The sequence below is a fragment of the Flavobacterium chungangensis genome (assembly GCF_042654045.1).
Classification (GTDB): Bacteria; Bacteroidota; Bacteroidia; order Flavobacteriales; family Flavobacteriaceae; genus Flavobacterium; species Flavobacterium chungangensis.
Window position 1 is genome coordinate 102,796 of record NZ_JBHSFY010000012.1, and the last position, 22,365, is coordinate 125,160.

Here is a 22,365-nt window from a genome sequence, read left to right on the forward strand (position 1 = left end):
CTTAAATCTTCCCTTATGAAAGCTTCAGAAAACTTTAAGACCGCTATAGAAAATTACCTCAATCAGACCGCCCTTGCCGATGCTGTTTTTGCGCAGGACTTCGCCAAGGAATCTAAAAACTTGGAAGGCTGTTGCAATTACATTTTCGGCGAGGTGAAAAAAACAGGACTGTGCGCCTTTGACAATCAGGAAATATTTGACATGGCTGTCAGATACTACAGCGATGAGAGCATCGGACAGCCTCAGCCTGTAAACTGCAAAGTTGTTGTGAAAGAGTCTGCTGTGGCTGACTTGTTTACTTCCGTTCCCGAAGTTCCGCAGACTACCACCGTAGTAAAAACGGCGGTCACTGCTCCAAAACCCGAATCGAAAACCTTAACGCTTTTTGACCTATGATACCGAAAACCATCATCGAAAAACAGATTGTGTCCCTAAGCGAGACCCTTCCACCAGTGACGCAAAAAATGCAGGTTTGGGCAGAAAAAAACATTTTCATCAAATGGGGCGTTATCTCAAGGGGGAAATTCCACTGCCTTGACTGCGCCCACTCTTGGAAGCCCGATGCGCAGAAAGCATCCTGCCAAAAGTACATCAACTGCAGTGCGTGTAATGGAAAGCTTAAAATGCACCAGTATAATCAGGTGCATTTCAAGGAGATTGAATATTTCGCTGTGTTGGATGTGTGCGGTGGATTTCAGGTGGTGCGCATCATCTGTTCGCACAAGAATATGAAAAAGAACTGCATGCCGGCATACTTCCATAAGGAAGTGATGCAGCATTGGATAAACGCGAAAGGGGAGGTGCGTACGCTTTCTCTCGGCACTAACGTTTTTTCGCAGGCCTATGATTCTTGGAAATACTATTCTCCTTTAGAAATCCGCCCCAAAACTTTTGAAAGCTCTCCCAAGTACCGCATCAATCCGTATAAGGTCTATCCGTCCGCAAAGGTGATTTCCGTTTTGAAAAGAAACGGCTTCAAAGGCAGCTGCTGCGGCATTGCTCCGCAGATTCTCTTTACCGCCCTTTTAAAAGATTCCCACGCAGAGACGCTTCTCAAGACAGGGCAGACCGATTTTCTTGCCCATTATCTGACCTCGCACTCACAGCACATCAGGGAGAACTGGCAGGCAGTCAAAACCTGCATTAAAAATAATTATAAGCTAAAGGACTTTTCACTTTGGGAAGATTACATCAGCCTGCTCAGATGGTTCAGAAAGGATTTGAATAATGCCGATTTGGTATGCCCTGAGAATTTGGAACAGGTGCACGACAGGCTTGTGGAGAGAAAACGCAGAATCCAAAGGCGTCTGCATATAAAGGAACTAAGAGCCCAAATACAGCAGGCGCAGATTGGCTATGAAGAGCAGAAGAAACAGTTTTTCGGGTTGGAGTTCACTCGTGAGAATCTCTCAATCTGCGTTATGGAAAACGTGCATGATTTTCTCGAACAGGGAGATATGCTCCGCCACTGCGTATTTGCCAATGAGTACTACAAGAAGAAAAACTCCCTTATCCTGTCAGCTAGATTTGAGAACAAGCCTGTGGAGACCATAGAGGTGGCGCTTCCCTCGCTTGAAGTTCTGCAGTGCAGGGGAGACAAAAACAAGGTTTCCCCGCATCATAAGCAGATTTTGAAGCTTCTCAATCAGAACCTCTATCAGATAAAGAAGCGACTCAAAAACAAAAAGGAAGAAAGAGCCGAAAATTAGTTTTCGGCTTTTTTGTGGAATTCCGCGGCGCAGACACTTGAAGGGTATATTGTTTCAGGGGTTCAGGCTTAATTCCGAAACAAAGTTCGGGAAGGAAAGGCGGTTCGCAGAAAAAAATTCCCCCATAAATGCAGGCGGAAAAACCTGCTTTATTGCGTTGCTTTTTTCGCTCGCTTTCTCATTCCCGGTGCAGGTTCCATTATTAATCTTTTAAACTTAAGAAATCATGGAAACTTCAAAAACACTTCAGAACTGGAATCAGGTAGCAGAAATACAGTTGGTCTACAAAACAAAAGTGAAAGCAGCAGAGCGGCCCTATATCAGCTCTTCCAGATCCGTTTATCAGCTGGCACTGCAGTGCTGGAATCCCGGTACCATCGAATTTTTCGAGCAGTTTAAAGTCCTGCTTCTCAACCAGTCCAACAAGGTTCTCGGCCTTTACGAGGTTTCCTCGGGAGGAATAGCCGGCACTGTTGTAGACCTGAGGCTGATTTTTGCCGCAGCACTCAAAGCCAATGCCGTATCGCTCATTATGATCCACAATCATCCTTCAGGACAGACCAGACCTTCCGGAGCCGACATACAGATAACCAGAAAAGTGAAAGAAGCTGGGAAGATTCTCGATGTCACGCTGCTGGATCACCTGATCATTACCCCTGAAACCTATTATTCCTTTGCAGATGAAGGCGCTTTGTAGCGCCTTTATAATAATTAATTTTAGAAATAGATATAAGGATGGATATATTTAAGAAAAACTATTTGAAAAATGCGTATAAAAATATTATGGTCCCAGTGATGCCGGCTGTCTATGAAAGTATTCTTATGAAGGAAAGTGTTTTTGGAATCAGGTGTTTTTTCTTTTTCAGGTTCTATCAATAATATAACTTCATTTTGTAAAGATTTTAATAAACCTTTTTTATCAAATAGTCCATTTTTCCAGAGTGGCTTTATATGTTCGGTCTGTAGTTGTAATTTTCTCTTCCTTGAAATTTTAGATTTATAAATGCTGCTGTCTCTTTTAGTATATCATCCGATTTTTGATATGTTTCATCTGAAAAACAGATAACCCCCGAGACATTTTAAGGATATACAAAAGCACATATAAGCACTTATCGTGCATAATTTGGATTGCTGTTTTTTCTTTGTTTTACTTTTGGCATGCTAACTTAAAAAGACGAGAAAAATGTCAAATAAAAATCAAATGGCTCTACAGGTAACAAGAACAAATTCTTTTGTGCATAATGCAGTAAACATCAGGTCTAATCAATTGAGCCCTGACAATAGTAAATATATGATGTCCTGGGAAAACAGCAATGTAAAACTCAGTTCAGACAAAGACAGTCCTTGTGATTGGGACGAGGATACCTTTGGAGATGACTGGGAGTTTAATTATGACTGACACGCAATAAATTTCATGATATTTAACTGAAGTTTTGATCATCAAAACCTCCTGTAATGTACTATCTTAGTTCATCTTCTTTTACCGGATTACAAATCACAAATTATTTATGCTGAATAAAGTTTTACATAATCATGCCGCAGCTTACATTAAGCTCCCCTTTGAAAAGCAGCAGGAAATAATTAATGATCTGCTGGCTCTGTTTTATGGGGGCAGGCAGGAATTGGCATCCCGATTAACCCAGTTAAAAGAGCAGTCGCACAGTGATGAAGAAATTTTTGAAATACTCAAAAAGGAAACCAATTGGGATTTTTGGCTCAAAGCGTCAGAAATGCTGGAATTGGAGAATATCACTGAGTTAATTAGCACCCCTTCGAAGTTCCAGAAGCACAGGGATGAATTACTAAATTTAATTACGGATCATAATGGTTTGAAAAAGATCTTTGAGATTCAGGAACAATTGGCAGTCTATAATTTAAGAACTGTATTTGATATTGATTTAGAAGGTAAAAAAAGGGAAGAAAGCAAAGAGCTCACAAAAGGATTAGTTTATGTAACTAAAGAGACAATCGCAATGGAGTTTGGGTGTAATAAAAGAACCTTATCAAAATGGTTTAAAATTCATTTCGGGGATCAATTTAGTAGAAAAGACAGAAAGATTACAATAAACGAATACCTCCAAATTTTTGAAGCCTTCTTTCTAAGCGAAGATGAAAATCTGGACTTGAATAATGATCTGGATAAATATTTAAAAAGATTGAAAAAAGGCACGAGTTTCAGCAAAAGTGATTTGGCCGAATTGTGCTCCTCTGATTTGAAAACTCAAAAACAAAACCTTAAGAAAATAGCATTTTACTCATCGATAAATAAATTTCCATATTCAATATTAAATGAATTGGCACATAAAATGGGATATGAATTGGAGTTTTAATTTTAAATAAATCCATTTAGTACGCTATGATCATTCAATTGTTGTGTGCTTTAAACGGTGTGCCTGCCACGTTATATTTATGAAAATTGGCAGGCACATTTTTAATATGCCTCTGCCTTTTACTATTTTGCGGACGAGGGCGTCTGGTAGCGCCTTTATCTTTTTTTTCAGCAATTTTCTGAATTGAGAAATGAAATTTTCGAGCAGACACTGCGATGTTTTAAACAGGATTTAAACAGGATTTAAAGAGGCAGGAAAATCAGGCAGGCTTCAGTATTTCAAAAAACATTGCCCTGATTTTAAAGAGTCCGCAAAAGTGTAATTAAAGGTCGCAAAAGTATAATTGAAACCATATGCTCTCAGCGTAGCTTTGCGGAAATGGTACATAAGCTTGTTTCTATATTGCTGCTTCTTGCGTTGATGGGTTCAAACTTTTCACGTTATTTCGTGCTTGCCGGTTTTCAGGCAAACAGCCGCTACATCGCCGATACTCTTTGCGAAAACAGGACGCGCCCGCAATTGCACTGCAACGGGAAGTGCTATCTGATAAAAAAGCTCAGACAGGCAGATGAAAGCGAAAAAAAGCAGGCTGAAAAAAATGAGCTCAGCAATAGTGAAATCGGCTTATTACAGCGGGCTCTCCATGTTTCGTTTGCTGTTTCCGCCGTGGATGCCGCACCATTAAAAACATCCCTGCTGCGCAGTTTTAGATATGCCGGCCATTACACCGGCAGTATTTTTCGCCCGCCCCGGCAGCAGCAGCATGATGTCCGATTATCGGATACCGGGCAGTTCCTTTTGGCATCACAGCTCCTCTTTCCGGCTTGTGCCAAAGTGATTCAAATCCTCTCAACGAGGAAGTAAGGCACCGCCATATATTTCATAACCCAATTTTTAGAAAAATGAAAAATCAAATAACAATAATGTTCTGTTTGTTTGCTTTGCTCACCTGCAGTTCTGCATCCTATGCGCAGAAAAGCAGTGCCGCTTTGGCTGAGCTGGCATTGGAATTTAATAATGTAGTAGGGGATAAACCCTTAAAACTTCAGGATGGATCCTACAGCAATGAAGCCGGGGAAAAGTTCAGTGTTACCACTTTTAATTATTTTGTCAGTAATATAAAACTGCATCAAAAAGAAGGGAAAGAATATGTAATTCCCCAGGACAGCAGTTATTTTCTGATAAAAGAAAATGATCCTGCCAGCAGGAAAATCAATTTGAAGGTTCCCGAAGGACAATACACCGCAGTGACATTTACCATTGGGGTGGACAGCCTGAGAAGCACCATGGACATCAGCCGCCGTACAGGCGCACTTGATATTGCCGGCGGGATGCTCGATGGAATGTACTGGACATGGAACAGCGGCTATCTCTTTATGAAATTTGAAGGGGATTCCCCGCAGGCGGAACTCGACCGCACCGGACAGAGAAAGTTCCGTTATCATATCGGGGGATTTGGCGGCTACAATAAGCCTTCTGTCAATAATATCCGCACCGTTACCATAGACCTTTCCAAAAAAGGAGCAGTCAAAGCAAAAAAGAATGCCATAAGCAGGGTGGTGCTGCAGACCGATGCCTCAAGGGTGTTTAACGGAAAAACAAAAGTCAGCATAGCTGCGAATTCAACGGTAATGTTCGGGGATTTCAGCAGGCTCATTTCAGAAAATTATACCCAGATGTTTAGTCATATTTCAACTAAAAATTGACCGTATGCCCAGGAAATATTATCTAATAATAATTCTGTTTTTATTTGTGCTTTTTCAGTCATTCAAACAATCAATATTCGAGGGTTTCGTAAAACCGGAAAACTTCCCCGAGCCTGTATATGATGTTGCTCAAAATCCCGTGACAAAGGAAAGCTTTGAGCTGGGCCGGAAGCTGTTTTATGAAACTGCGCTCTCGCGGGACAATTCCATTTCATGCGGTTCCTGCCATGTGCAGTCCTCTGCTTTTACCCAGCATGGGCACGATGTGAGCCACGGTATTGAAGACCGTCTGGGAAGCCGGAATTCCCCACCGATAATGAATCTCGCCTGGAACAGATCGTTTTTCTGGGACGGCGGGGTATTCCATCTGGATCTCTTTTCAGTCTCGCCCATTACAAACCCTGTGGAAATGGATGAGAAAATGGAGAATGTTTTAGAAAAACTGCGCTCAAAAAAGGAGTATCGCGAAAAGTTTAAAACAGTGTATGGATCAGATGGCATTACAGGAAATCAGGTTTTTAAAGCCCTTTCCAGTTTTATGATCATGTGCATCAGCAGCAATTCCAAATACGACAGCGTAATGCGGAAAACCGGAGCCCGTTTTACCGAGGCTGAAAGCAGGGGATATGATATATTCTCCAATAATTGCAGCAGCTGCCATAAAGAGCCTTTTTTTACTGATGGATCATTTAGGAATAACGGTTTGGATAACCAGTTCAACCCTGATACCGGCAGGCAGGCTATTACCCTGGATCCGGAAGACCGGTTCAAATTTAAAGTGCCCTCACTGCGGAACCTCACCTATACCGTGCCCTATATGCATGACGGGAGATTTACAAAAATAGATCAGGTGCTCGATCATTATGCCGCGGGCGTGCAGGACAGCCATACGCTTGATCCGCTGCTGAAAAAAAAAGGGGCAGCCCGGTATTGCGCTTACCGCCGGTGAGAAGACGGATCTGAAAGCTTTCCTGAAAACCCTCGATGACAAATATTTTATAACACGCAGAGATTTATCTGAACAATAACAAGATTATGAAAAAAACAAAAACAATACTAGCATCCTTTTTGGTGCTGCTGGCCCTGGCATCCTGTGCAAAAAAAGAAAACAAAGCCGAGGACAGCTCCTCAGGACATCACCACCAGAGCGCTGATGTCAATGGAGAGCAGTACGCCATGAAAGTCAACAACGGAACAATTAAAAATGATACCCTCAAGGGCAGCCCCGAGCGCACTGCTATGGGATTTGTCGACGGCTCCCACATTCATATTGAATACAGCTCTCCCGGAACAAGGGGAAGGGTAATCTGGGGCGGACTGGTGCCTCTGGACCATTTGTGGGTAACAGGCGCCCACAGTGCCACAAGGATCAGTTTCAGCAAAGACGTGAACATCAACTCCAAAAGGATAAAGGCAGGGGAGTATGCATTTTTTACCATCCCGGGAAAAGAAAGCTGGACACTGATCTTTAATACAAAAGCCAGGCAGCATCTTACCGATGATTATGACCAGAAAGATGATGCGCTCCGCCTTGAGGTAACCCCTGAAAAGCTGGCCCAGCCGGTTCAAAGGCTGACCTACAGGGTGAAAGAACTATCCCAGCGTGAGGGGACAGTAAGCATGGAATGGGAATATCTGAAAATATCTTTCTCCATCACCCCGGCTGATGCCAAATAGATAAGGAAGACATGATTTTAAATATTCATACAGGCAGACAGCGTAAAATGAACAAGATGCCGGCAGTAAGATATGCCTTTATAATACTCTTCTCCCTGCTAAGCCGAAACGCCGCAGGACAGGAAAAAACACCAGTTCAGGCAGTGAGTCCTCCCATAAACACAGAAGTTTTAGCAAGTAACCGCGGTCTGGCTTTTCAGATGATTATGGATAAAAAAATAAGCAGCATCCCCAGGCTCGGTTTTTTCAGCGTTACCTCCCTTGTGGGGGAATGGGGCGAGGATCAGATCGGCGATTATATGACGCAGGCCAGCCTGACCTATGAGCTGGTCAAAGGGCTGAAATTTGCCGGCGGTTTTCACGTTACACCTGTCAAAGGGATGAGGCCCATTGCCGGATTGATTTATACAAAAGCCAGCGCAGTCTGGTTATTTGTGGCCAATTCCAGAATTGATTATTCCAAGGATACCAATGTGGAAGGAATGTTTTTAGTGGAATACAAGCCGGAAATCAATGATAACTGGCGCTTTTATTCGCGGCTTCAGGCCTTGTACGAGTACAGCACGGTAATCGATATGCAGACCAGAAGCTACCTAATGGCCCGTGCCGGTCTAAGTTATAAAGAAATAACTTTTGGTGCGGGCACCAATATTGATTACTACGGCCCGGAAAAGCACAATGAAAACAGCTTTGGCGGTTTTGTAAGCTTTCTGCTTTTCTAAATAAAGCTTGAATCGGTACAAAGGAATTTGATCTGTACCATACCATAAGGGGAGTGCTCTTCAGGTGATGTATCTGAGGCTGTTAGGGTAAATTTCAAAACAGCTAAGCACAATAGATATAAATAAAGCCTGCAAACAGCGTTTTGCAGGCTTTATGGTTTTAGTAATCAGCTTAGTATGCTGATGCTGTTTCTGCCGTGGACTTCACAGCAGTAAGCCCAGATTCCATTATTTGATTTTATCAAAGGCCTGCTGCAGATCTGCTTTGATATCATCAATATGCTCAATGCCGACAGATAAACGCAGCAGCCCCGCAAATACACCTGCCGCCTTTTGCGCCTCTGCGCTTAATTGCTGATGTGTGGTGGCTGCAGGATGGATAATCAATGATTTCGTATCCCCTACATTGGCCAGATGACTGATTAATTCCAGACTGTCGATAAAATCATTAGCTTTGGTCAGATCACCTTTTATCTGGAAGGAAAGAACAGCGCCGTACCCTTTTTTAAAATATTTTTGGGCGTTGGCATGACTCGGCGAACTTTCAAGTCCAGGATAGTTGACCTTCTCGACCTGCGGATGTCCCTCCAGCCATCTGGCGATTTCAAGGGTATTGTCTACATGGCGCTGAACGCGGAGCGATAAGGTTTCCAAACCCTGTATGAGCTGGAAGGAGTTGAACGGGGAGATTGCCGGACCAAAATCACGAAGTCCTTCAACACGGGCGCGGATAGCAAACTGTATATTGCCAAAGGGGCTCTCCACGCCAAAGGCATCAGCGAAAACCAGTCCATGATAGCCTTCCGAAGGCTCGGAAAACTGTTTGAATTTTCCATTCCCCCAGTTGTAGGTGCCCCCGTCAACAATAACACCCCCTATGCTTGTGCCATGGCCGCCTATCCATTTTGTAGCAGATTCAACCACCACTGCAGCACCGTGCTCCAAAGGCCTGAATAAATAACCGCCTGCTCCAAAGGTATTGTCGACAATCAGCGGCAGATCGTGTTTTTTGGCAACAGCTGCAATTTTATCAAAGTCCGGAACATCATAACTTGGATTGCCGATGGTCTCCAGATATAAGGCTTTGGTATTTTCATTGATCAGTGATTCAAACCCTTCGGCTGTTGTCTCTGCTGTAAACTGAACCGTAACCCCGATTCTTTTGAAGGCTACCTTGAACTGGTTGTAGGTGCCCCCGTAAATATTGCTGCTCGATACAAAGTTGTCGCCGGCTTCCAGAATATTGTTCAGGGCAATAAATTGTGCCGCCTGGCCCGAAGCAGTCGCCAGTGCCGCAACACCTCCCTCTAAGGCCGCAACACGTTTTTCAAAAACATCGGTAGTCGGATTTTGAAGACGGGTGTAAATATTTCCGAATTGTTTTAAGGCAAACAGGTTGGCGCCATGCTCGGCATTTTCAAATACATACGAGCTTGTCTGGTATATAGGAACTGCCCTTGAACCTGTGGTTGGATCGGCGGTCTGTCCTGCATGAACCTGCAGTGTTTCAAATTTTAATTTTTTGGTTGTTGACATTTTTTATAATTATATAGTTAGAAAATCTGCATTGAAAAACAGCCTGCCGGCACTAAGCATAAACAGTTTCGGCACCAGCGGCTTTGAATTGGATCACGGTGTTTGTTACTGAAGTAAACGTAACTGCGTTTTTGTTCTGCGGTGCTGTAATGATCATCCCTTGCTGCTTCTTTATGAATCAAAACCTCTCGCAGGTGCTGGCTGGATTAGGTTTCATACGATCTGTTTTGTAAATATATACCTAGAAATTAATAATCCAAAATATTTTAAATTGTTTATTGGAAACAGGAGTAAAAAACGATACTTCTTTCCGCTTTGCGGCGATTATATGTTTCCCTGCGTACACTTTATAGGTTCCGCGCCAGTTAATGGGCCTGCGTATTTTATGCCCCGGGTACGCTGCAGCATTCGGCTGGTGGAGGATTTGTTTTCGATGCCTTCAGAGGGAGTGTAAAAAAAGCAACGGGAAGATAAAATCATGCGCATGGGTGCACTTTAAAAAAAAGCGGGAAATTGACCAATTTTGGCACAAAACCGCCCTTTTGCGATACACGGCTTTGAAATATATTTGTTCCCATCAGCATATATTCCCTTAAGCCATCCGGGCGCAGTTGACAATAGTGCGCACCAGCAGATAATGGATTGCCTACTCCGGGCGTGTTAAACTGCCCTGAAAATAATAAGGCATCCCATTAAGTGAACCTGAAGATGGAGTGGTGCAGCGAAAAAAGCAGTGCCATTATGGATCAAAAGTGCCTTTGGAAAATTGTAATCAAAGCCAAAAAGTCAAATCAGTAATTTCAGAATATTTTTTAAATTTTATACCACATATCCATGCCGCCATCCACATCAATTATTGCTGCAGTAAATTTCACTCCCGCAGCATCAAATGCCGTAACCTATGCGGCAGCATTAGCAAAAGCTAAAGGGTCAAGACTTATTCTTTTCAATTCATTTACCCTGTCAATCCATAGCTCAAATTCAGGAATTTCAGGAGATAATGCACAATTGGAACTCGATAAGGCCGCAGAAAGGCTCATGCATCTTGCTGATGATATTGCCCTGTTATACAAAATTGAGACGCAGAGTTTCTGCCTTTGTTCTTCCCTGGAGGACGCACTTCCATCACTGATTGAAAAAAATCAGGCGGAACTTGTGGTCATGGGAATGGCAGACCGCTCAGCCGGGCAGGACCTGCTGGGGAATCCAACAACCTCGGTTATCAAAAATATCAGCATACCGGTGCTGGCCGTACCCCGTAATGCCCGTTTTATAAACGCAAAAAAAATTCTCTTTGCCTTTGAAAACCGCAGCTTGTCATCAATTCAGAAATTAGGCTGGTTCGGTCAGACCGCAGCTGCCTTAAAAGCTGAGGTGGAGTTCTTCAGCGTTGACCAGAGAGTGGAGCAGATGATGGAGCAGCACGATGAATCAGCTCCTAAAAACCAGCAGCCGGCACAGCTGGCAAGATACAGCTACAAAACAATCCGCTCAAATGCTGTTGTAAGTGAAATTAAAAAAGAGATAGAAAATTATAATGCGGATATTCTAGTCATGGTGCCGCAAAAATACGGCTTCTGGGACTCCCTTGTGCATATAAGCAAAACAAGGATTATGGCATCCGGGCTCAGCATACCGCTGCTCTCCCTTCCTAACTTTTAATAGTGTCTGCCGGGCAGTAGATTACCTGAAAAATTGAAAACCCGCACAATGAGCCTGCGGGAACAGCCCTGGCTCAATTCTGAAAAAAAAAATAAGGAAAGCCCCATGCGGCTCTGTATTTTGCATTGGTTAATTATTGTTGATGGAAAAGCCTTCGAAACATTGTTGAGAAGGCTTTCTTCATTTACAGAACTCCGGACTGCAGAAGCCTGCTGATGCATGGACATATAATTCTAATAACGCGGCAGGATAAAAAATAGTTGGTTTTTGACCAATACCGGCATGAAACAGACCTTTTGAGGATTAAACATTCTATAGAGATTTGCACCAGTCAGCTCTATGGGCTGGGAAGAACTAATGATAAATTAAAACGAGAATTATATGGTAATGTTAAACAGGAATATTTTTTTTATTCTGAGTATTACGCTGCTGGCCTCAGGCTGCGGTAAAAAGGAAACAGATCAGGAACAGGCAGTACAGCCGGTGAAAATCAGCATTCAGGAAGTAACGGTTTCACAGCAGGCTCAGGCTTTAGAGTACAGCGGCACCATTGAGGCGGATAACACCGTATCTATCGGATTCAGCATACCGGGAAGGGTAAATGCCGTAATGGTGCAGGAAGGGCAGCATGTTGCAAAAGGACAGCTCCTGGCCGCAATTGAGCAGAACGCCTACAAAAACAATCTGACTGTCGCAGGTGCCGGTCTTGAACAGGCAAAGGATAACTTCAGCCGTCTGGACCAGCTTTATAAAAAAGGAAGTCTTCCCGAGCGTGACTACATTGCAGCAAAAACAGCACTGGCACAGGCACAGGCCAATAAGGAAACTGCATTAAAAAATCTGAATGATACCAGATTATATGCTTCCTTCTCGGGGATCATTACCCGAAAATTAACAGAAGCAGGGGCAACGGCGGCACCGGGAATCCCTGCCTTTACCATTGTGAAAACAGATAGGGTATATGCCGTTGCCTCTATTAATGAAAACGAGATCAGTACACTGAGAATTGGGGCGCAGGCAAAAATCACAATTCCTTCGCTGAATAAAAACATTGATGCAAGGGTGGCTATAATCAACCCTCAGGCAGATGATTTCTCCAAAACCTACAATGTAAAGATACGTCTTGATAATCCCGGGGGAATACTGCTGCCGGGAATGATTGCCGATATCAGCATCAATTCAGGAAAAAGCCAGAATGCCGTAATTATACCTGCACACGCAGTGGTGCGGGATCATGACAATATTAACTATGTATTTACTGCAAAAGCAGACAATACGGCTTTCAAAAAAAGGGTAAATATATCCAAAATGACAGGATCAAATGAGGTTGTTGTCACAGAGGGCCTGCAGGCAGGCGAGAAGCTTATCGTAAAGGGACAGACCAACTTACAAGACGGGACACCTGTCAAATTTTAATCTAATAATATTTAAAAGATGACAAAGCGTAACATACACTTTTTGGAAGCGGCAATGAAACATAAACAGGTGGTCATTGTGCTTGTTGTGCTTCTGATGATTATGGGGGTTAATTCCTTGCTGAACATGCCCCGAAGTGAAAATCCCAGAATAGACATGCCCACTGCTTTGGTTTATGCAGTTTATCCGGGTGCAGATGAACATCAGGTAGAAGAAGAGGTCGCCAAAAAAATAGAACAGTACTTGTTTTCATTTGAGGAAATCAAGAAGAAAAAAGTGAAGTCCGAGGTTCGTGAAGGGCAGGTTTTTATAACAACTGAAATTTATACTACAGTGCAGGACCGCAAAAAGTTCTGGCATACCCTGCAGCTTGATATGGATGCCAATCTTCGCTCCAAACTTCCACAGGGTGTCATAGGACCGTTTATCAACAGCAATTTTGCAGATGTAACGGCCATGATTATTTCGGTATCATCAAAAGAACGTTCTTATGCCGAGATTGAAAAATATCTGGACAAACTTGAAGACGGTCTCAAAGTGATTCCTATGGTCTCTAAAATCAATCGTTCAGGAGGCCAGCGCCAGCAGATTTATGTTAAGATAGATGACAGAAGACTCCAGCAGTATGGTTTAGATGCAGGCGCACTGATGGCAGTCCTGCAGCGCCAGAATATTACCGGATATACAGGGGAGGTTTCTATGGGATCCAATAATATTGTGCCTGTTTACACCAACAGCCGCTACAAGGATGAGAATGATATAGCCTCTCAGATTGTGTACACCACCCCTTCAGGAACCGTAGTGCGCTTGAAAGATGTCGCCCGGATTGAAAGACGTTTTGAAGAAAAGTCATCATTTGTGCGCATCGGCGAAGAAAAAGCAATGGTATTGTCGGTAGATATGCTGCCGGGAAACAATATTGTGGCATTTGGCCAGGAAGTGGAAGCAAAAATAAGTGCCATACAAAAAACATTCCCGCCCGACATTAAGATGAAAACCATTGTCAACCAGCCCAAGGATGTGGAGCACAGCATCAATCATTTCATGAAGGAATTTGGTCTGGCTATTGCCTCAGTGCTTTTGGTGGTGATGCTGCTGCTGCCATTCCGCATCGCGGTGGTCGCATCGGCAGCGGCTCCGATTTCAATGCTCATAACATTTGCTTTTATGAATATGATGGGCGTGGAACTGCATCAGGTGACACTCGCCGCGCTTATTATCGTCCTGGGAATGGTCGTGGATAATGCAATAGTGGTGGTGGATAATTATATTGAAAAACTAGATGAAGGCGTGCAGCCCTGGACCGGCGCCTGGCAGGCAGCCAAGCAGTTGATGGTTCCTATTTTTACCGCAACACTGGCCATCATATTTGCATTCCTGCCCCTGGCCATTTTCATGGATGGCATTGCCAAAGATTTTATGTTCTATCTGCCCGTTACAGTTGCCATTGCTCTGATTGTGTCAATGCTTGTTGCCCTGCTCTTTACCCCGTACACCTGTTACGTGTTTATTAAAAAAGGACTAAAGCACAAAGTAAGCGACAGGCCCCTGAAGAAAAATCTGCTCGATCATCTGCAGTCTGTTTTTGATAAAGGGGTCGAAGCGGCGTTTCGAAACCCAAAAACAACCATTGGTCTTGGAGTGCTCTCCGTGGCTGCCGCGCTTTTTATAGCCACCAAAGTGGATTCAGAGTTTTTTCCTTTAAGCGAGCGAAACCAGTTTAATATGGAAATCTGGATGCCCAACGGCGCCTCATTGGAAAAAACTCAAGAAAAAGTAAAGGATCTTGAAAAAATATTAAAGCAGGATAAACGTGTTGTGGATGTTACGAGTTTTATCGGGATGAGTTCCCCCCGTTTCCATACCTCATACGCTCCTGAAACTCCAAGAAAACATTTTGCGCAGGTCTTTATCACTACAATCGATAGTGATGCCACCAACGAAATGGCAGCAGAGTATCTAAAGAAACTAAAAGGATTCATGCAGGACGGCGCTGTGAAAATCAAACAGCTGAGCTTTCAGGAAGGTGCTCCGATTGATATCAGGGTGATCAGTGAAAATGAGACCGACCAGAAGCGGACAGCCCTGCAGATTAAGGATATTTTAGAAAAGACTCAGGGAGTCAATTATGTCCGTTTAAGCAGTGAATACGACTACATGGGGGTGAAACTCAACGTAGACCATCCCAAAGCCAATCGCCTAGGGATAAGTACTCAGGCAATCACCCAGACTTTAGGGGCAGGTTTAAAAGGGTATTCCATTTCTACATTATGGGAAGGGGATAAGACAGTGGATATATTTCTTCGTTTTGATGAGAAGAGCAGAAAAGACCTTTCTGCATTGGAAAACCTGCATGTCACCAGCCGCTATGGGACAAAAGTGCCCCTTAAGGCGGTGGCGGCACTCGAGCCGCAATGGCATACCGGAATGCTGCTCAGAAGAAACGGACTGAAGATGCTCAGTGTGTATTCCGAGGCACAGTTAGGCAGAAAGCCGTCCCGGATTCTTCAGGAAATCCAGCCCGAAATAGAGGCCCTTAAGCTTCCGCCGGGAACCACCATACAATACGGCGGCGATGCAGAGTCAAGCGGTGAAAATGCACCGCGTATGGGAGTATCTCTCGGAGTAAGCCTTATTCTGATTTTTCTGACACTGCTCTTTCAGTTTAAGAGTCTTGGAAAATCGCTCATTGTGCTCTGCACATTCCTGCTGAGCCTCTTCGGGGCCTTTTTAGGGCTTCTTGTAACAGGAAATCCGCTGGGAATGACCGGATTTATGGGGATCATAAGCCTGATCGGAATTGTGGTGCGCAACGGGATTATACTGGTCGATTATGCCGATGAGCTGATCAGGGATCATGGCTACAAACATAAAGCAGCGGCAATAGCGGCGGCAAAAAGAAGAATGAGGCCTATTTTTCTTACTTCAGCAGCAGCAGCAGTGGGGGTAGTGCCGATGATTGCCGGAAAGTCGCCTATGTGGGCGCCGCTGGGAAGCGTGCTGGCTTTTGGACTGATCTTCTCAATGATACTCACCCTGTTTGTAGTTCCGGTGATGTATTACAAATTTTTGAATAATCCCATAATTCCCGATGAAGCGCCTGAACAGCAGCCTGACGGTGAAGATGAGGTAATGTATAAGCCGGCGCACTGATATATATAAAAGTTGAGCTTCCTGCTGGATCGGAACTGAGAATCAGCATACAGCAGGAAAGCATTAAAAAGCAATAGAGATGAAAAGAAAACAAAAAAAAATATTTTTATTAGTCTTACTGATCTTAGCATCAGGATATATTCACGCCCAGCAGCAGCTTTCACTCCAGGAAGTAAAAAGCAGGGCTTTGGAGAACAACAAGAGGCTCAAAAAAGCCCAAAGCGATATCAATGCCTCAAAAGCAGCCAATGCATCGGCAAAAGCGGCCTCAAAACCGACAATTGATGCCAGCGTTTTTGGTCTTTATCTCTCGGATCCTTTTAAAACACTGCTTCCCGAATACAGTGCAAACGGGTCTTTGGCATTGACGCAGGTTATTTATGCAGGGAATAAAATTCAGACCGCAAAAAAAATGACAGGTTCTGCAGTTGATCTGCAGACCTCCCAGAAAGAGCTCACTGAAGATGAGGTGATGCTGAGTGCCGAAACGGCTTTTTGGCAGGTGGTCAGTTTAAAAGAAAAAACGGCTCTGGCGCAGCAATACCTGAAACTTTTAAATGCGCTGAAAAAAGATCTTCAGAATTCTTTTGATGCAGGGCTTATTTACAAAAATGACCTTCTCAAAGTGGAGGTGCAGGAGAACCAGGCGATACTGGATTTGACAAAGGCAAATGACGGACTGGCGATGGCTAAATTGAATCTTGCACAGATTACAGGGCAGTATGATGCGAATTTTGATATTAAAGGGGATTTGGGCGATGAGGCGGCTCTGGTAAGACAGTCGGATATCAAAACAGCAGTGGAAAGGCGCCCGGAAATCGGCATGCTCAATAAGGCAGTTGAAATCCAGCAGTATAAAGGGGAATTACTTCAAGGGGACCAAAAACCAACATTGGCAGTAAGCGCAAACGGTCTGGCTTCTTACGGAAAAAAAATCAATTTTTCTGATGGGAGCGATGATATGGCTGCTTTTGTGGGTCTGGTCACACTCTCAGTTCCAATACTTGACTGGGGAGCAAGAAAGCAGAAAGTCAAGGAACAGGGATTTCAGACCGAAGCAAGAAAAATTGAACTGGAACAGACAAAAGAACTGCTGGGTATCGAGATTCAGAATGCCTGGCTGATGCTCAACCAGTCTGTCATACAAATCGAACTGAGTAAAAAATCACTGCAGCAGTCCCAGGAGAATCTGCGGTTAAATCAGGACCGTTTTGATGCGGGAACAGTATTGGGGGAAGATGTTTTAGAAGCACAGGTACTCTGGCAGAAGGCATATTCAGATGTGATTGATGCAAAGACGGGATGCAGAACAGCAGAAGCGGCCTACAAAAAAGCAATCGGGGAATATTGATGATGCTTAAAAAACAAAATAATGATGTGCCTGCTCAGCAGCAGTGCTTTTCCCTCGCAATTAATCTGGTCTGGAGATGAGACAAAAATGTTTTTTTCTGCTGTTAATTTTATGCGCATGCGGGCATGCACAAATTCCAATGGACAAGGATTCTATCGAGAAAATAATTACCGGACTGCCCGCATTTTCCATATATAAAGACAATTATTTTGTAACAGGGGTCGATCTTGGAGAAACACCTTCCAGAAACACCATGGATGCAAAATTCCAGTTCAGTTTTAAACAGCGCTTATCCAATAAGCCTTCCGGCGGCTTTTATCCGTACCTGACCTATACCCAGAAATCATTCTGGAAGGTATACAAGGCATCAAGCCCGTTTGAAGAAAGCAATTATAATCCTGGTCTGATGTTGCTCAAACCGGTATTTAAGGATAAGCGTTTTTTTGGAGTGCTGATACTGGGTCTTGAGCATGAATCCAATGGGCGGGACAGTATTTATTCCCGCAGCCTCAATACGGTCTCTCTGGGCTTTACAAGGATATTTTCACCCAGGCTGATTCTCAGCCTTAAGGCATGGATGCCTTTTCTGATTGACAACAATCCCTCTCTGCCCAGATATATAGGCTATGGGGAAGGACACCTCCAATGGGTGCTGGGGAAAGACAGGCTGTTTTTTGACCTGACCCTGAGAAAGGGGGCTGACTGGGATTTTAAAGGAAGCGTAAATACCGGTGTCAGCTACCGTATTTCCAAAAAAGCCAATCAGCTGATAACCCTGCAGTGGTGGCAGGGGTACAGCGAGAGCCTTATTGATTTTAAGTCGGAAAGGGGCATGCTCAGGGTAGGCTTCATTATCAAGCCAACATTTTATCGTTTCTACTGATCCTGCATTGTTCTAATAAGTAACATATAATTTTTAAAATATCATGATAAAATTTCAAGTATTCAAACAGCATTTTCATTGGATCTGCATGCTTGCTCTTTTGATTTTAATAACCGGCTGTGATAATGTAAAGCAGAAAAAAACTTTTTACACGGCGGTAAGAGGAAGGGACACTGCATTTCTGCAGATTACAGTTTATGAGAAGAGATTTTACGGCAGCTATCAAGTTTATTACGGCAGCAGGTCCATGAAAGATTCTGGAGCCGTGGAAGGACAGATATCCGGGGACACTCTAAGGGGAAAATTTCGCTACATCAGCTATGGCGGAAGCAAGGTCATAAGCCCGATCATTTTCCTGCACAGAAACGGTAAATTGATACAGGGTGAGGGGGTTGTGGCAAGCTATATGGGAATTTCGTACTTTATGCCTGAAATCCCCATAGAATTTGATGCTGATGGATTTGTTTTTGACAGTGCGCATCAGTATGGGGACAATAATGACTATGGGCAGTAACGAAGATGGATTGCAGTGCCTGTTTTATTGGATAGGCCTGCAGCACAAAGAAAACCGGTGCTGGACTGCAATGTAGCAGTGTCTTTTTTTCAGGGCGGACACCATAAAAATATTTTATGTCTTTCTCCGGTATTCTGAAGGAGATAAATGGATATGCTTTTTGAAAAACTTGCCAAAGAAAGACTGGTCGCTGAAATTCAGTTCGTCCGATATTTGGGAAATGCTTAATGCGGGATTGGCCAGCAGAATGCAGGCTTCCGTTATAATGGCTGCATCTATGAGTTCCCCGGTTGTCCTCCCTGATACCTCCTTGAGCACCTTGGAGAGGTTACCCGCAGTCATGTTCAGGTTTTCGGAATAGAACTGCACCTTTCTTTGCTTTTTGAAGTTTTCCTCCAGCAGTTTTATAAATTTGGAAGTGAGTTCTTCCTTACGGGTCATTTTAGTAATAATCTCATCATACCTTTCCCTGTATATGGCGGCAACCTGATACATTAACAAATTGAAACTGTGCGTTAAAAGCTCCTTTCCATAAAATGCACTTGCAGCTGTATTCTTTTCATGCAGCAGATAAGCCAGTTTGACAAGACCCTCTATTTCCTCTTTTTTTAATTTTAGGTTCAGGGCATTCTTTGAAGCAAAAAACTCAAAGGCATTTACCTCAGTGCGGTTAAGGCTGTGGCTTAATGCAAAATTCAGCGTGAAGGTGACTCCTATAAGGGACATACTGCTTTCGATTTCAATTATATGGGTCACAGTATGGGGAGAAATAAGGACAATATCATCGGGCTGGAGATTGTACTGCATTAAATTGAACTGGATCTTGGCACTGCCTGACAATATGATCAGAATCGTGTAGCTGTCCGAGCGGAAAGGATAGGGAAAAGGGTTTTCGTGGATATTTTCCTTACTGATATAGATATAAAGTTCATCTGCCTGAGGCGTGTCGCCTAATGCTTCAAGGATATCGTTAATGGAGTTTTTCTTAATGTTTTCTTTCAAGGCTTTTTTGTAAAGATAAAATTTAATTGGAATCGTTTATCTGACCGCTGTAAAAAACAGTCTTGTGTTATGCAGTTTAAAACTAAAACCTCTAACGGCCTTGTAATTTTGCTTTTCGTTTAATCGATGCAGCAGGGCCCGGAGTGTTTTTTGTTTAATAAAACAAGAAGTTTCTTCAGAATAAAAACAAAATTAGTGTATTTTTGCATTTCTAAGCAAACAAACATTTTTGAAAAAATATATTATCATATTGCTGTGTGGTCTTATTTTTCTTCCCTCCATGGGAAGCATGTTTGTTTACCTTTCTTTTAAAATAAACCAGCAGGAAATTGCCAGAACCATCTGCGTACAGCGCAAGCAGATTTTTAATTCCTGTAACGGCCGTTGTGAACTCCAGAAAAGCCTTAAAAAATATTCCGATAACGAAAAGCAGATGCAGGACAGCCTGAAGGAAAAATTAGAGCTTGTCTATATCTGTATTTTCTCTGAAGTAAACTTTGCTTTCATTCCTGTCAACGATACGCCCCAAAAGGCCTTTGCTTTTGTAGGCAGCACGCCTGTAGGGGTTTCCTCCCTTACTTTCCGCCCGCCCGCCGGTATTTTATAAATTTAAATTCTTTTCCCAATTTATCATTGGGACGATTCTCATTGCGCTTTGCGCAGTGATTGGAGCATTCCTGCTCTGAACTAATTTAATTTTTATAAAATACCAATGAAAAAGATACTATACAAAGCGGTAATAGTAGCCTTATGCGCTTTTATTACCTCATGTTCAAGTGATCAGGACCAGACCGATACAACAGGCGAAACGGGAAAAATAGGACTCAAGTTTGATAATTCCTTTAACGGTAATGACCTTATTCTGGACACACAGACCAATACGACGGCACATAATGAAAAACTCAAGGTAAATGTGGTGCGCTACATCGTAAGCAATATTGTACTGACCAAATCCGACGGGACTGTTTTTACCTATCCAAAGATGAAAAGCTATTTTATAGCCGATGAAGATGATCCTGCGTCTGGCTATCAGTTTGACCTTACTGATGTTCCGGCCGGCGATTATACCAAAGTAAAATTTGGAATTGGAGTCGATAAGGAACAGTGGCAGCTAGGCGCTGCCGGCCAGGGTGATTTTCTTGCCAGGGCTCAGGCCAAAGATTTACTCTGGAGCTGGTCGGCGGGTTACAAATATCTCGCTTTCGAAGGCACTTTTACTTCCCCGACAGTGGACTCTCCCTCTTCCTTTATGATTCATACCGGACAAATCGGAGGCGCGTATAATTATACCGAAGTAACGCTGGACCTGCCTGTAAAAGCGCTCGTAAGAAGCAATATTACGCCCGCTGTGCATATCGTTGCCGATCTGTATAAAATCCTTGACGGGGAGAATACCATAAAGCTGTCAGACTACAATGAAGTGGGAATGGGGGCTATGATCATGGGCGGGGAAGCTTTGCCTAAAATCACGACTAACATTTCAAAAATGTTCAGGATAGACCACGTGCACAACGACTAAATACTTAACAGTAACCAGGAATTAATTCACCATTTTTTCGCGGAAAACCTCCTCTGACTGCATTTATGCCGACCAGGGAGTTCCCGCTGTTTTGATGTACGCTGAATTGATACCTGCTTTTAAACTTAAAGATATGTTGAAATTAAGATATTTTCTTTGTTTAGTGGTTCCCCTTTTGATAAGCTGTTCTGATAGTGAAGAAAAACAGTATGTCAATGTTCCGCTGGATTTTACGATACCCTCTAACTTTCCGTCTGCTGCCTATAACATCGAAGGAAACAAACCCACTGAAAAAGGTTTTGAATTAGGAAAAAAACTTTTCTACGATGGAAGACTGGCTTCAGATGGATTGGTATCGTGTGGTTTCTGCCACCTGCAGGCCAATGCCTTTACCCATCACGGGCATACGGTAAGCCACGGCGTGGATAACGCAACAGGCACGCGTAATGCGCCGCCGATTCAAAATATGGCATTTCAGCCCATTTTCATGTATGACGGGACAGCTGATAATCTGGATCTGCAGCCCATTATTCCCCTGACCAGTATAATTGAAATGAATGGGGACCTTAATGCAATCCTGGCCATGATGAAAGGCGATAAGGAATACCAGAAACTTTTCTCGCAGGCTTTTGAAGATAAAGCCATTACTACTGAGAACATGTTAAAGGCACTCTCGCAGTTCATGGTCATGATGGTATCCTCCAATTCAAAATTCGATAAGTTCAGGCGGAGTGAAGCCGGGGGCACCCTGACAGCTGATGAATCCGCAGGATACGAGCTTTTCAAGACCAACTGCGCTTCCTGCCATGCAACGGATTTAATGACCGACAACTCCTTTCGCAATAACGGGCTGGCAGTCAACCCAAAAGTGAATGACGTTGGACGTTATAAAGTAACTGAAAAAGCCTCGGACTATTACAAGTTCAAGGTACAGAGCCTTCGCAATGTCGAGGTTACCGCACCCTATATGCATGACGGGCGTTTTGGCACCCTTGAAGCTGTCCTGAATCATTATGAATCGGGGATTGTGGATTCCCAGACATTGGACCCTCTTTTGAAAAAGGACGGAAAACTGGGCATAGCACTGTCCCAAAGCGAAAAAAAGCAGATTATTGCCTTTTTGAAAACTCTCACCGATACACAATATTTAACCGATAAACGATTTTCGGAATTTTAAAAATTTAA

General features: G+C 43.3%; 21 protein-coding genes. 19 read left to right on the forward strand and 2 right to left on the reverse strand.

What is annotated here, in order from left to right; translation table 11 throughout:
* Positions 1 to 15 precede the first annotated feature (15 nt).
* The 10 genes from ACFO3N_RS18025 (at position 16) to ACFO3N_RS18070 (ending at position 8,144) form a co-directional block, all read left to right on the forward strand.
* Positions 16 to 396: a PcfK-like family protein gene (locus tag ACFO3N_RS18025; RefSeq protein WP_379800049.1), complete on the forward strand. Its 381-nt coding sequence runs from the start codon at positions 16 to 18 to the stop codon at positions 394 to 396.
* Positions 393 to 1,709, forward strand: a complete 1,317-nt coding sequence (locus ACFO3N_RS18030) for a PcfJ domain-containing protein (protein WP_379800052.1) — start codon at positions 393 to 395, stop codon at positions 1,707 to 1,709. The genes ACFO3N_RS18025 and ACFO3N_RS18030 overlap by 4 nt, the downstream gene beginning before the upstream one ends.
* 226 nt (positions 1,710 to 1,935) lie before the next feature.
* Positions 1,936 to 2,406 carry a JAB domain-containing protein gene (locus ACFO3N_RS18035; protein WP_149207782.1) on the forward strand — a complete coding sequence of 157 codons (471 nt, stop codon included), beginning with the start codon at positions 1,936 to 1,938 and terminating at the stop codon, positions 2,404 to 2,406.
* A gap of 504 nt (positions 2,407 to 2,910) precedes the next feature.
* Positions 2,911 to 3,108, forward strand: a complete 198-nt coding sequence (locus ACFO3N_RS18040; RefSeq protein WP_187775452.1) for a hypothetical protein — start codon at positions 2,911 to 2,913, stop codon at positions 3,106 to 3,108.
* Positions 3,109 to 3,217: 109 nt separating this feature from the next.
* Positions 3,218 to 4,039, forward strand: a complete 822-nt coding sequence (locus ACFO3N_RS18045) for a hypothetical protein (protein ID WP_379800054.1) — start codon at positions 3,218 to 3,220, stop codon at positions 4,037 to 4,039.
* Positions 4,040 to 4,417: 378 nt separating this feature from the next.
* Positions 4,418 to 4,903: a hypothetical protein gene (locus tag ACFO3N_RS18050; RefSeq protein ID WP_379800056.1), complete on the forward strand. Its 486-nt coding sequence runs from the start codon at positions 4,418 to 4,420 to the stop codon at positions 4,901 to 4,903.
* 38 nt (positions 4,904 to 4,941) lie between these two features.
* Entirely contained in the window at positions 4,942 to 5,745 is an 804-nt protein-coding gene (locus ACFO3N_RS18055; protein ID WP_379800058.1) for an MbnP family protein, read from the forward strand.
* Between the two features lie 4 nt (positions 5,746 to 5,749).
* Positions 5,750 to 6,694: a cytochrome-c peroxidase gene (locus ACFO3N_RS18060; RefSeq protein WP_379800060.1), complete on the forward strand. Its 945-nt coding sequence runs from the start codon at positions 5,750 to 5,752 to the stop codon at positions 6,692 to 6,694.
* Positions 6,695 to 6,780: 86 nt separating this feature from the next.
* Complete coding sequence (locus tag ACFO3N_RS18065; RefSeq protein WP_379800062.1) at positions 6,781 to 7,422, forward strand: DUF2911 domain-containing protein; 642 nt, start codon at positions 6,781 to 6,783, stop codon at positions 7,420 to 7,422.
* Positions 7,423 to 7,433: 11 nt separating this feature from the next.
* Positions 7,434 to 8,144, forward strand: a complete 711-nt coding sequence (locus ACFO3N_RS18070) for a hypothetical protein (protein ID WP_379800065.1) — start codon at positions 7,434 to 7,436, stop codon at positions 8,142 to 8,144.
* Between the two features lie 228 nt (positions 8,145 to 8,372).
* Here ACFO3N_RS18070 and ACFO3N_RS18075 read toward each other — a convergent pair whose 3' ends face one another.
* Positions 8,373 to 9,680, reverse strand: coding sequence for an O-acetylhomoserine aminocarboxypropyltransferase/cysteine synthase family protein (locus ACFO3N_RS18075; RefSeq protein WP_379800067.1), 1,308 nt, complete (start codon positions 9,678 to 9,680; stop codon positions 8,373 to 8,375).
* A gap of 834 nt (positions 9,681 to 10,514) precedes the next feature.
* On the opposite strand from ACFO3N_RS18075, the gene ACFO3N_RS18080 reads away from it, so the two are divergent.
* The 6 genes from ACFO3N_RS18080 to ACFO3N_RS18105 all read left to right on the forward strand — a co-directional run bounded on the left by ACFO3N_RS18080 (position 10,515) and on the right by ACFO3N_RS18105 (position 18,659).
* Complete coding sequence (locus tag ACFO3N_RS18080) at positions 10,515 to 11,342, forward strand: universal stress protein (RefSeq protein ID WP_379800069.1); 828 nt, start codon at positions 10,515 to 10,517, stop codon at positions 11,340 to 11,342.
* A gap of 381 nt (positions 11,343 to 11,723) precedes the next feature.
* Positions 11,724 to 12,758: an efflux RND transporter periplasmic adaptor subunit gene (locus ACFO3N_RS18085; RefSeq protein ID WP_379800071.1), complete on the forward strand. Its 1,035-nt coding sequence runs from the start codon at positions 11,724 to 11,726 to the stop codon at positions 12,756 to 12,758.
* Positions 12,759 to 12,776: 18 nt separating this feature from the next.
* Positions 12,777 to 15,911, forward strand: a complete 3,135-nt coding sequence (locus ACFO3N_RS18090) for an efflux RND transporter permease subunit (RefSeq protein ID WP_379800073.1) — start codon at positions 12,777 to 12,779, stop codon at positions 15,909 to 15,911.
* A gap of 79 nt (positions 15,912 to 15,990) precedes the next feature.
* Positions 15,991 to 17,262: a TolC family protein gene (locus ACFO3N_RS18095; RefSeq protein WP_379800075.1), complete on the forward strand. Its 1,272-nt coding sequence runs from the start codon at positions 15,991 to 15,993 to the stop codon at positions 17,260 to 17,262.
* Positions 17,263 to 17,401: 139 nt separating this feature from the next.
* Positions 17,402 to 18,145 carry a phospholipase A gene (locus ACFO3N_RS18100; protein ID WP_379800077.1) on the forward strand — a complete coding sequence of 248 codons (744 nt, stop codon included), beginning with the start codon at positions 17,402 to 17,404 and terminating at the stop codon, positions 18,143 to 18,145.
* A gap of 43 nt (positions 18,146 to 18,188) precedes the next feature.
* Complete coding sequence (locus ACFO3N_RS18105) at positions 18,189 to 18,659, forward strand: hypothetical protein (protein WP_379800079.1); 471 nt, start codon at positions 18,189 to 18,191, stop codon at positions 18,657 to 18,659.
* Between the two features lie 114 nt (positions 18,660 to 18,773).
* Here the strand turns inward: ACFO3N_RS18105 and ACFO3N_RS18110 are convergent, their stop codons facing one another.
* Entirely contained in the window at positions 18,774 to 19,661 is an 888-nt protein-coding gene (locus ACFO3N_RS18110; RefSeq protein ID WP_379800081.1) for an AraC family transcriptional regulator, read from the reverse strand.
* 229 nt (positions 19,662 to 19,890) lie between these two features.
* Here ACFO3N_RS18110 and ACFO3N_RS18115 point away from each other — a divergent pair, with 229 nt between their 5' ends.
* The 3 genes from ACFO3N_RS18115 (at position 19,891) to ACFO3N_RS18125 (ending at position 22,357) form a co-directional block, all read left to right on the forward strand.
* On the forward strand, positions 19,891 to 20,268 hold the full coding sequence (locus ACFO3N_RS18115) for a hypothetical protein (RefSeq protein WP_149207768.1): 378 nt from the start codon (positions 19,891 to 19,893) through the stop codon (positions 20,266 to 20,268).
* 105 nt (positions 20,269 to 20,373) lie between these two features.
* On the forward strand, positions 20,374 to 21,180 hold the full coding sequence (locus tag ACFO3N_RS18120) for an MbnP family protein (protein WP_243234174.1): 807 nt from the start codon (positions 20,374 to 20,376) through the stop codon (positions 21,178 to 21,180).
* 133 nt (positions 21,181 to 21,313) lie between these two features.
* Entirely contained in the window at positions 21,314 to 22,357 is a 1,044-nt protein-coding gene (locus ACFO3N_RS18125; protein ID WP_379800084.1) for a cytochrome-c peroxidase, read from the forward strand.
* The last annotated feature ends 8 nt before the right edge of the window (positions 22,358 to 22,365 follow it).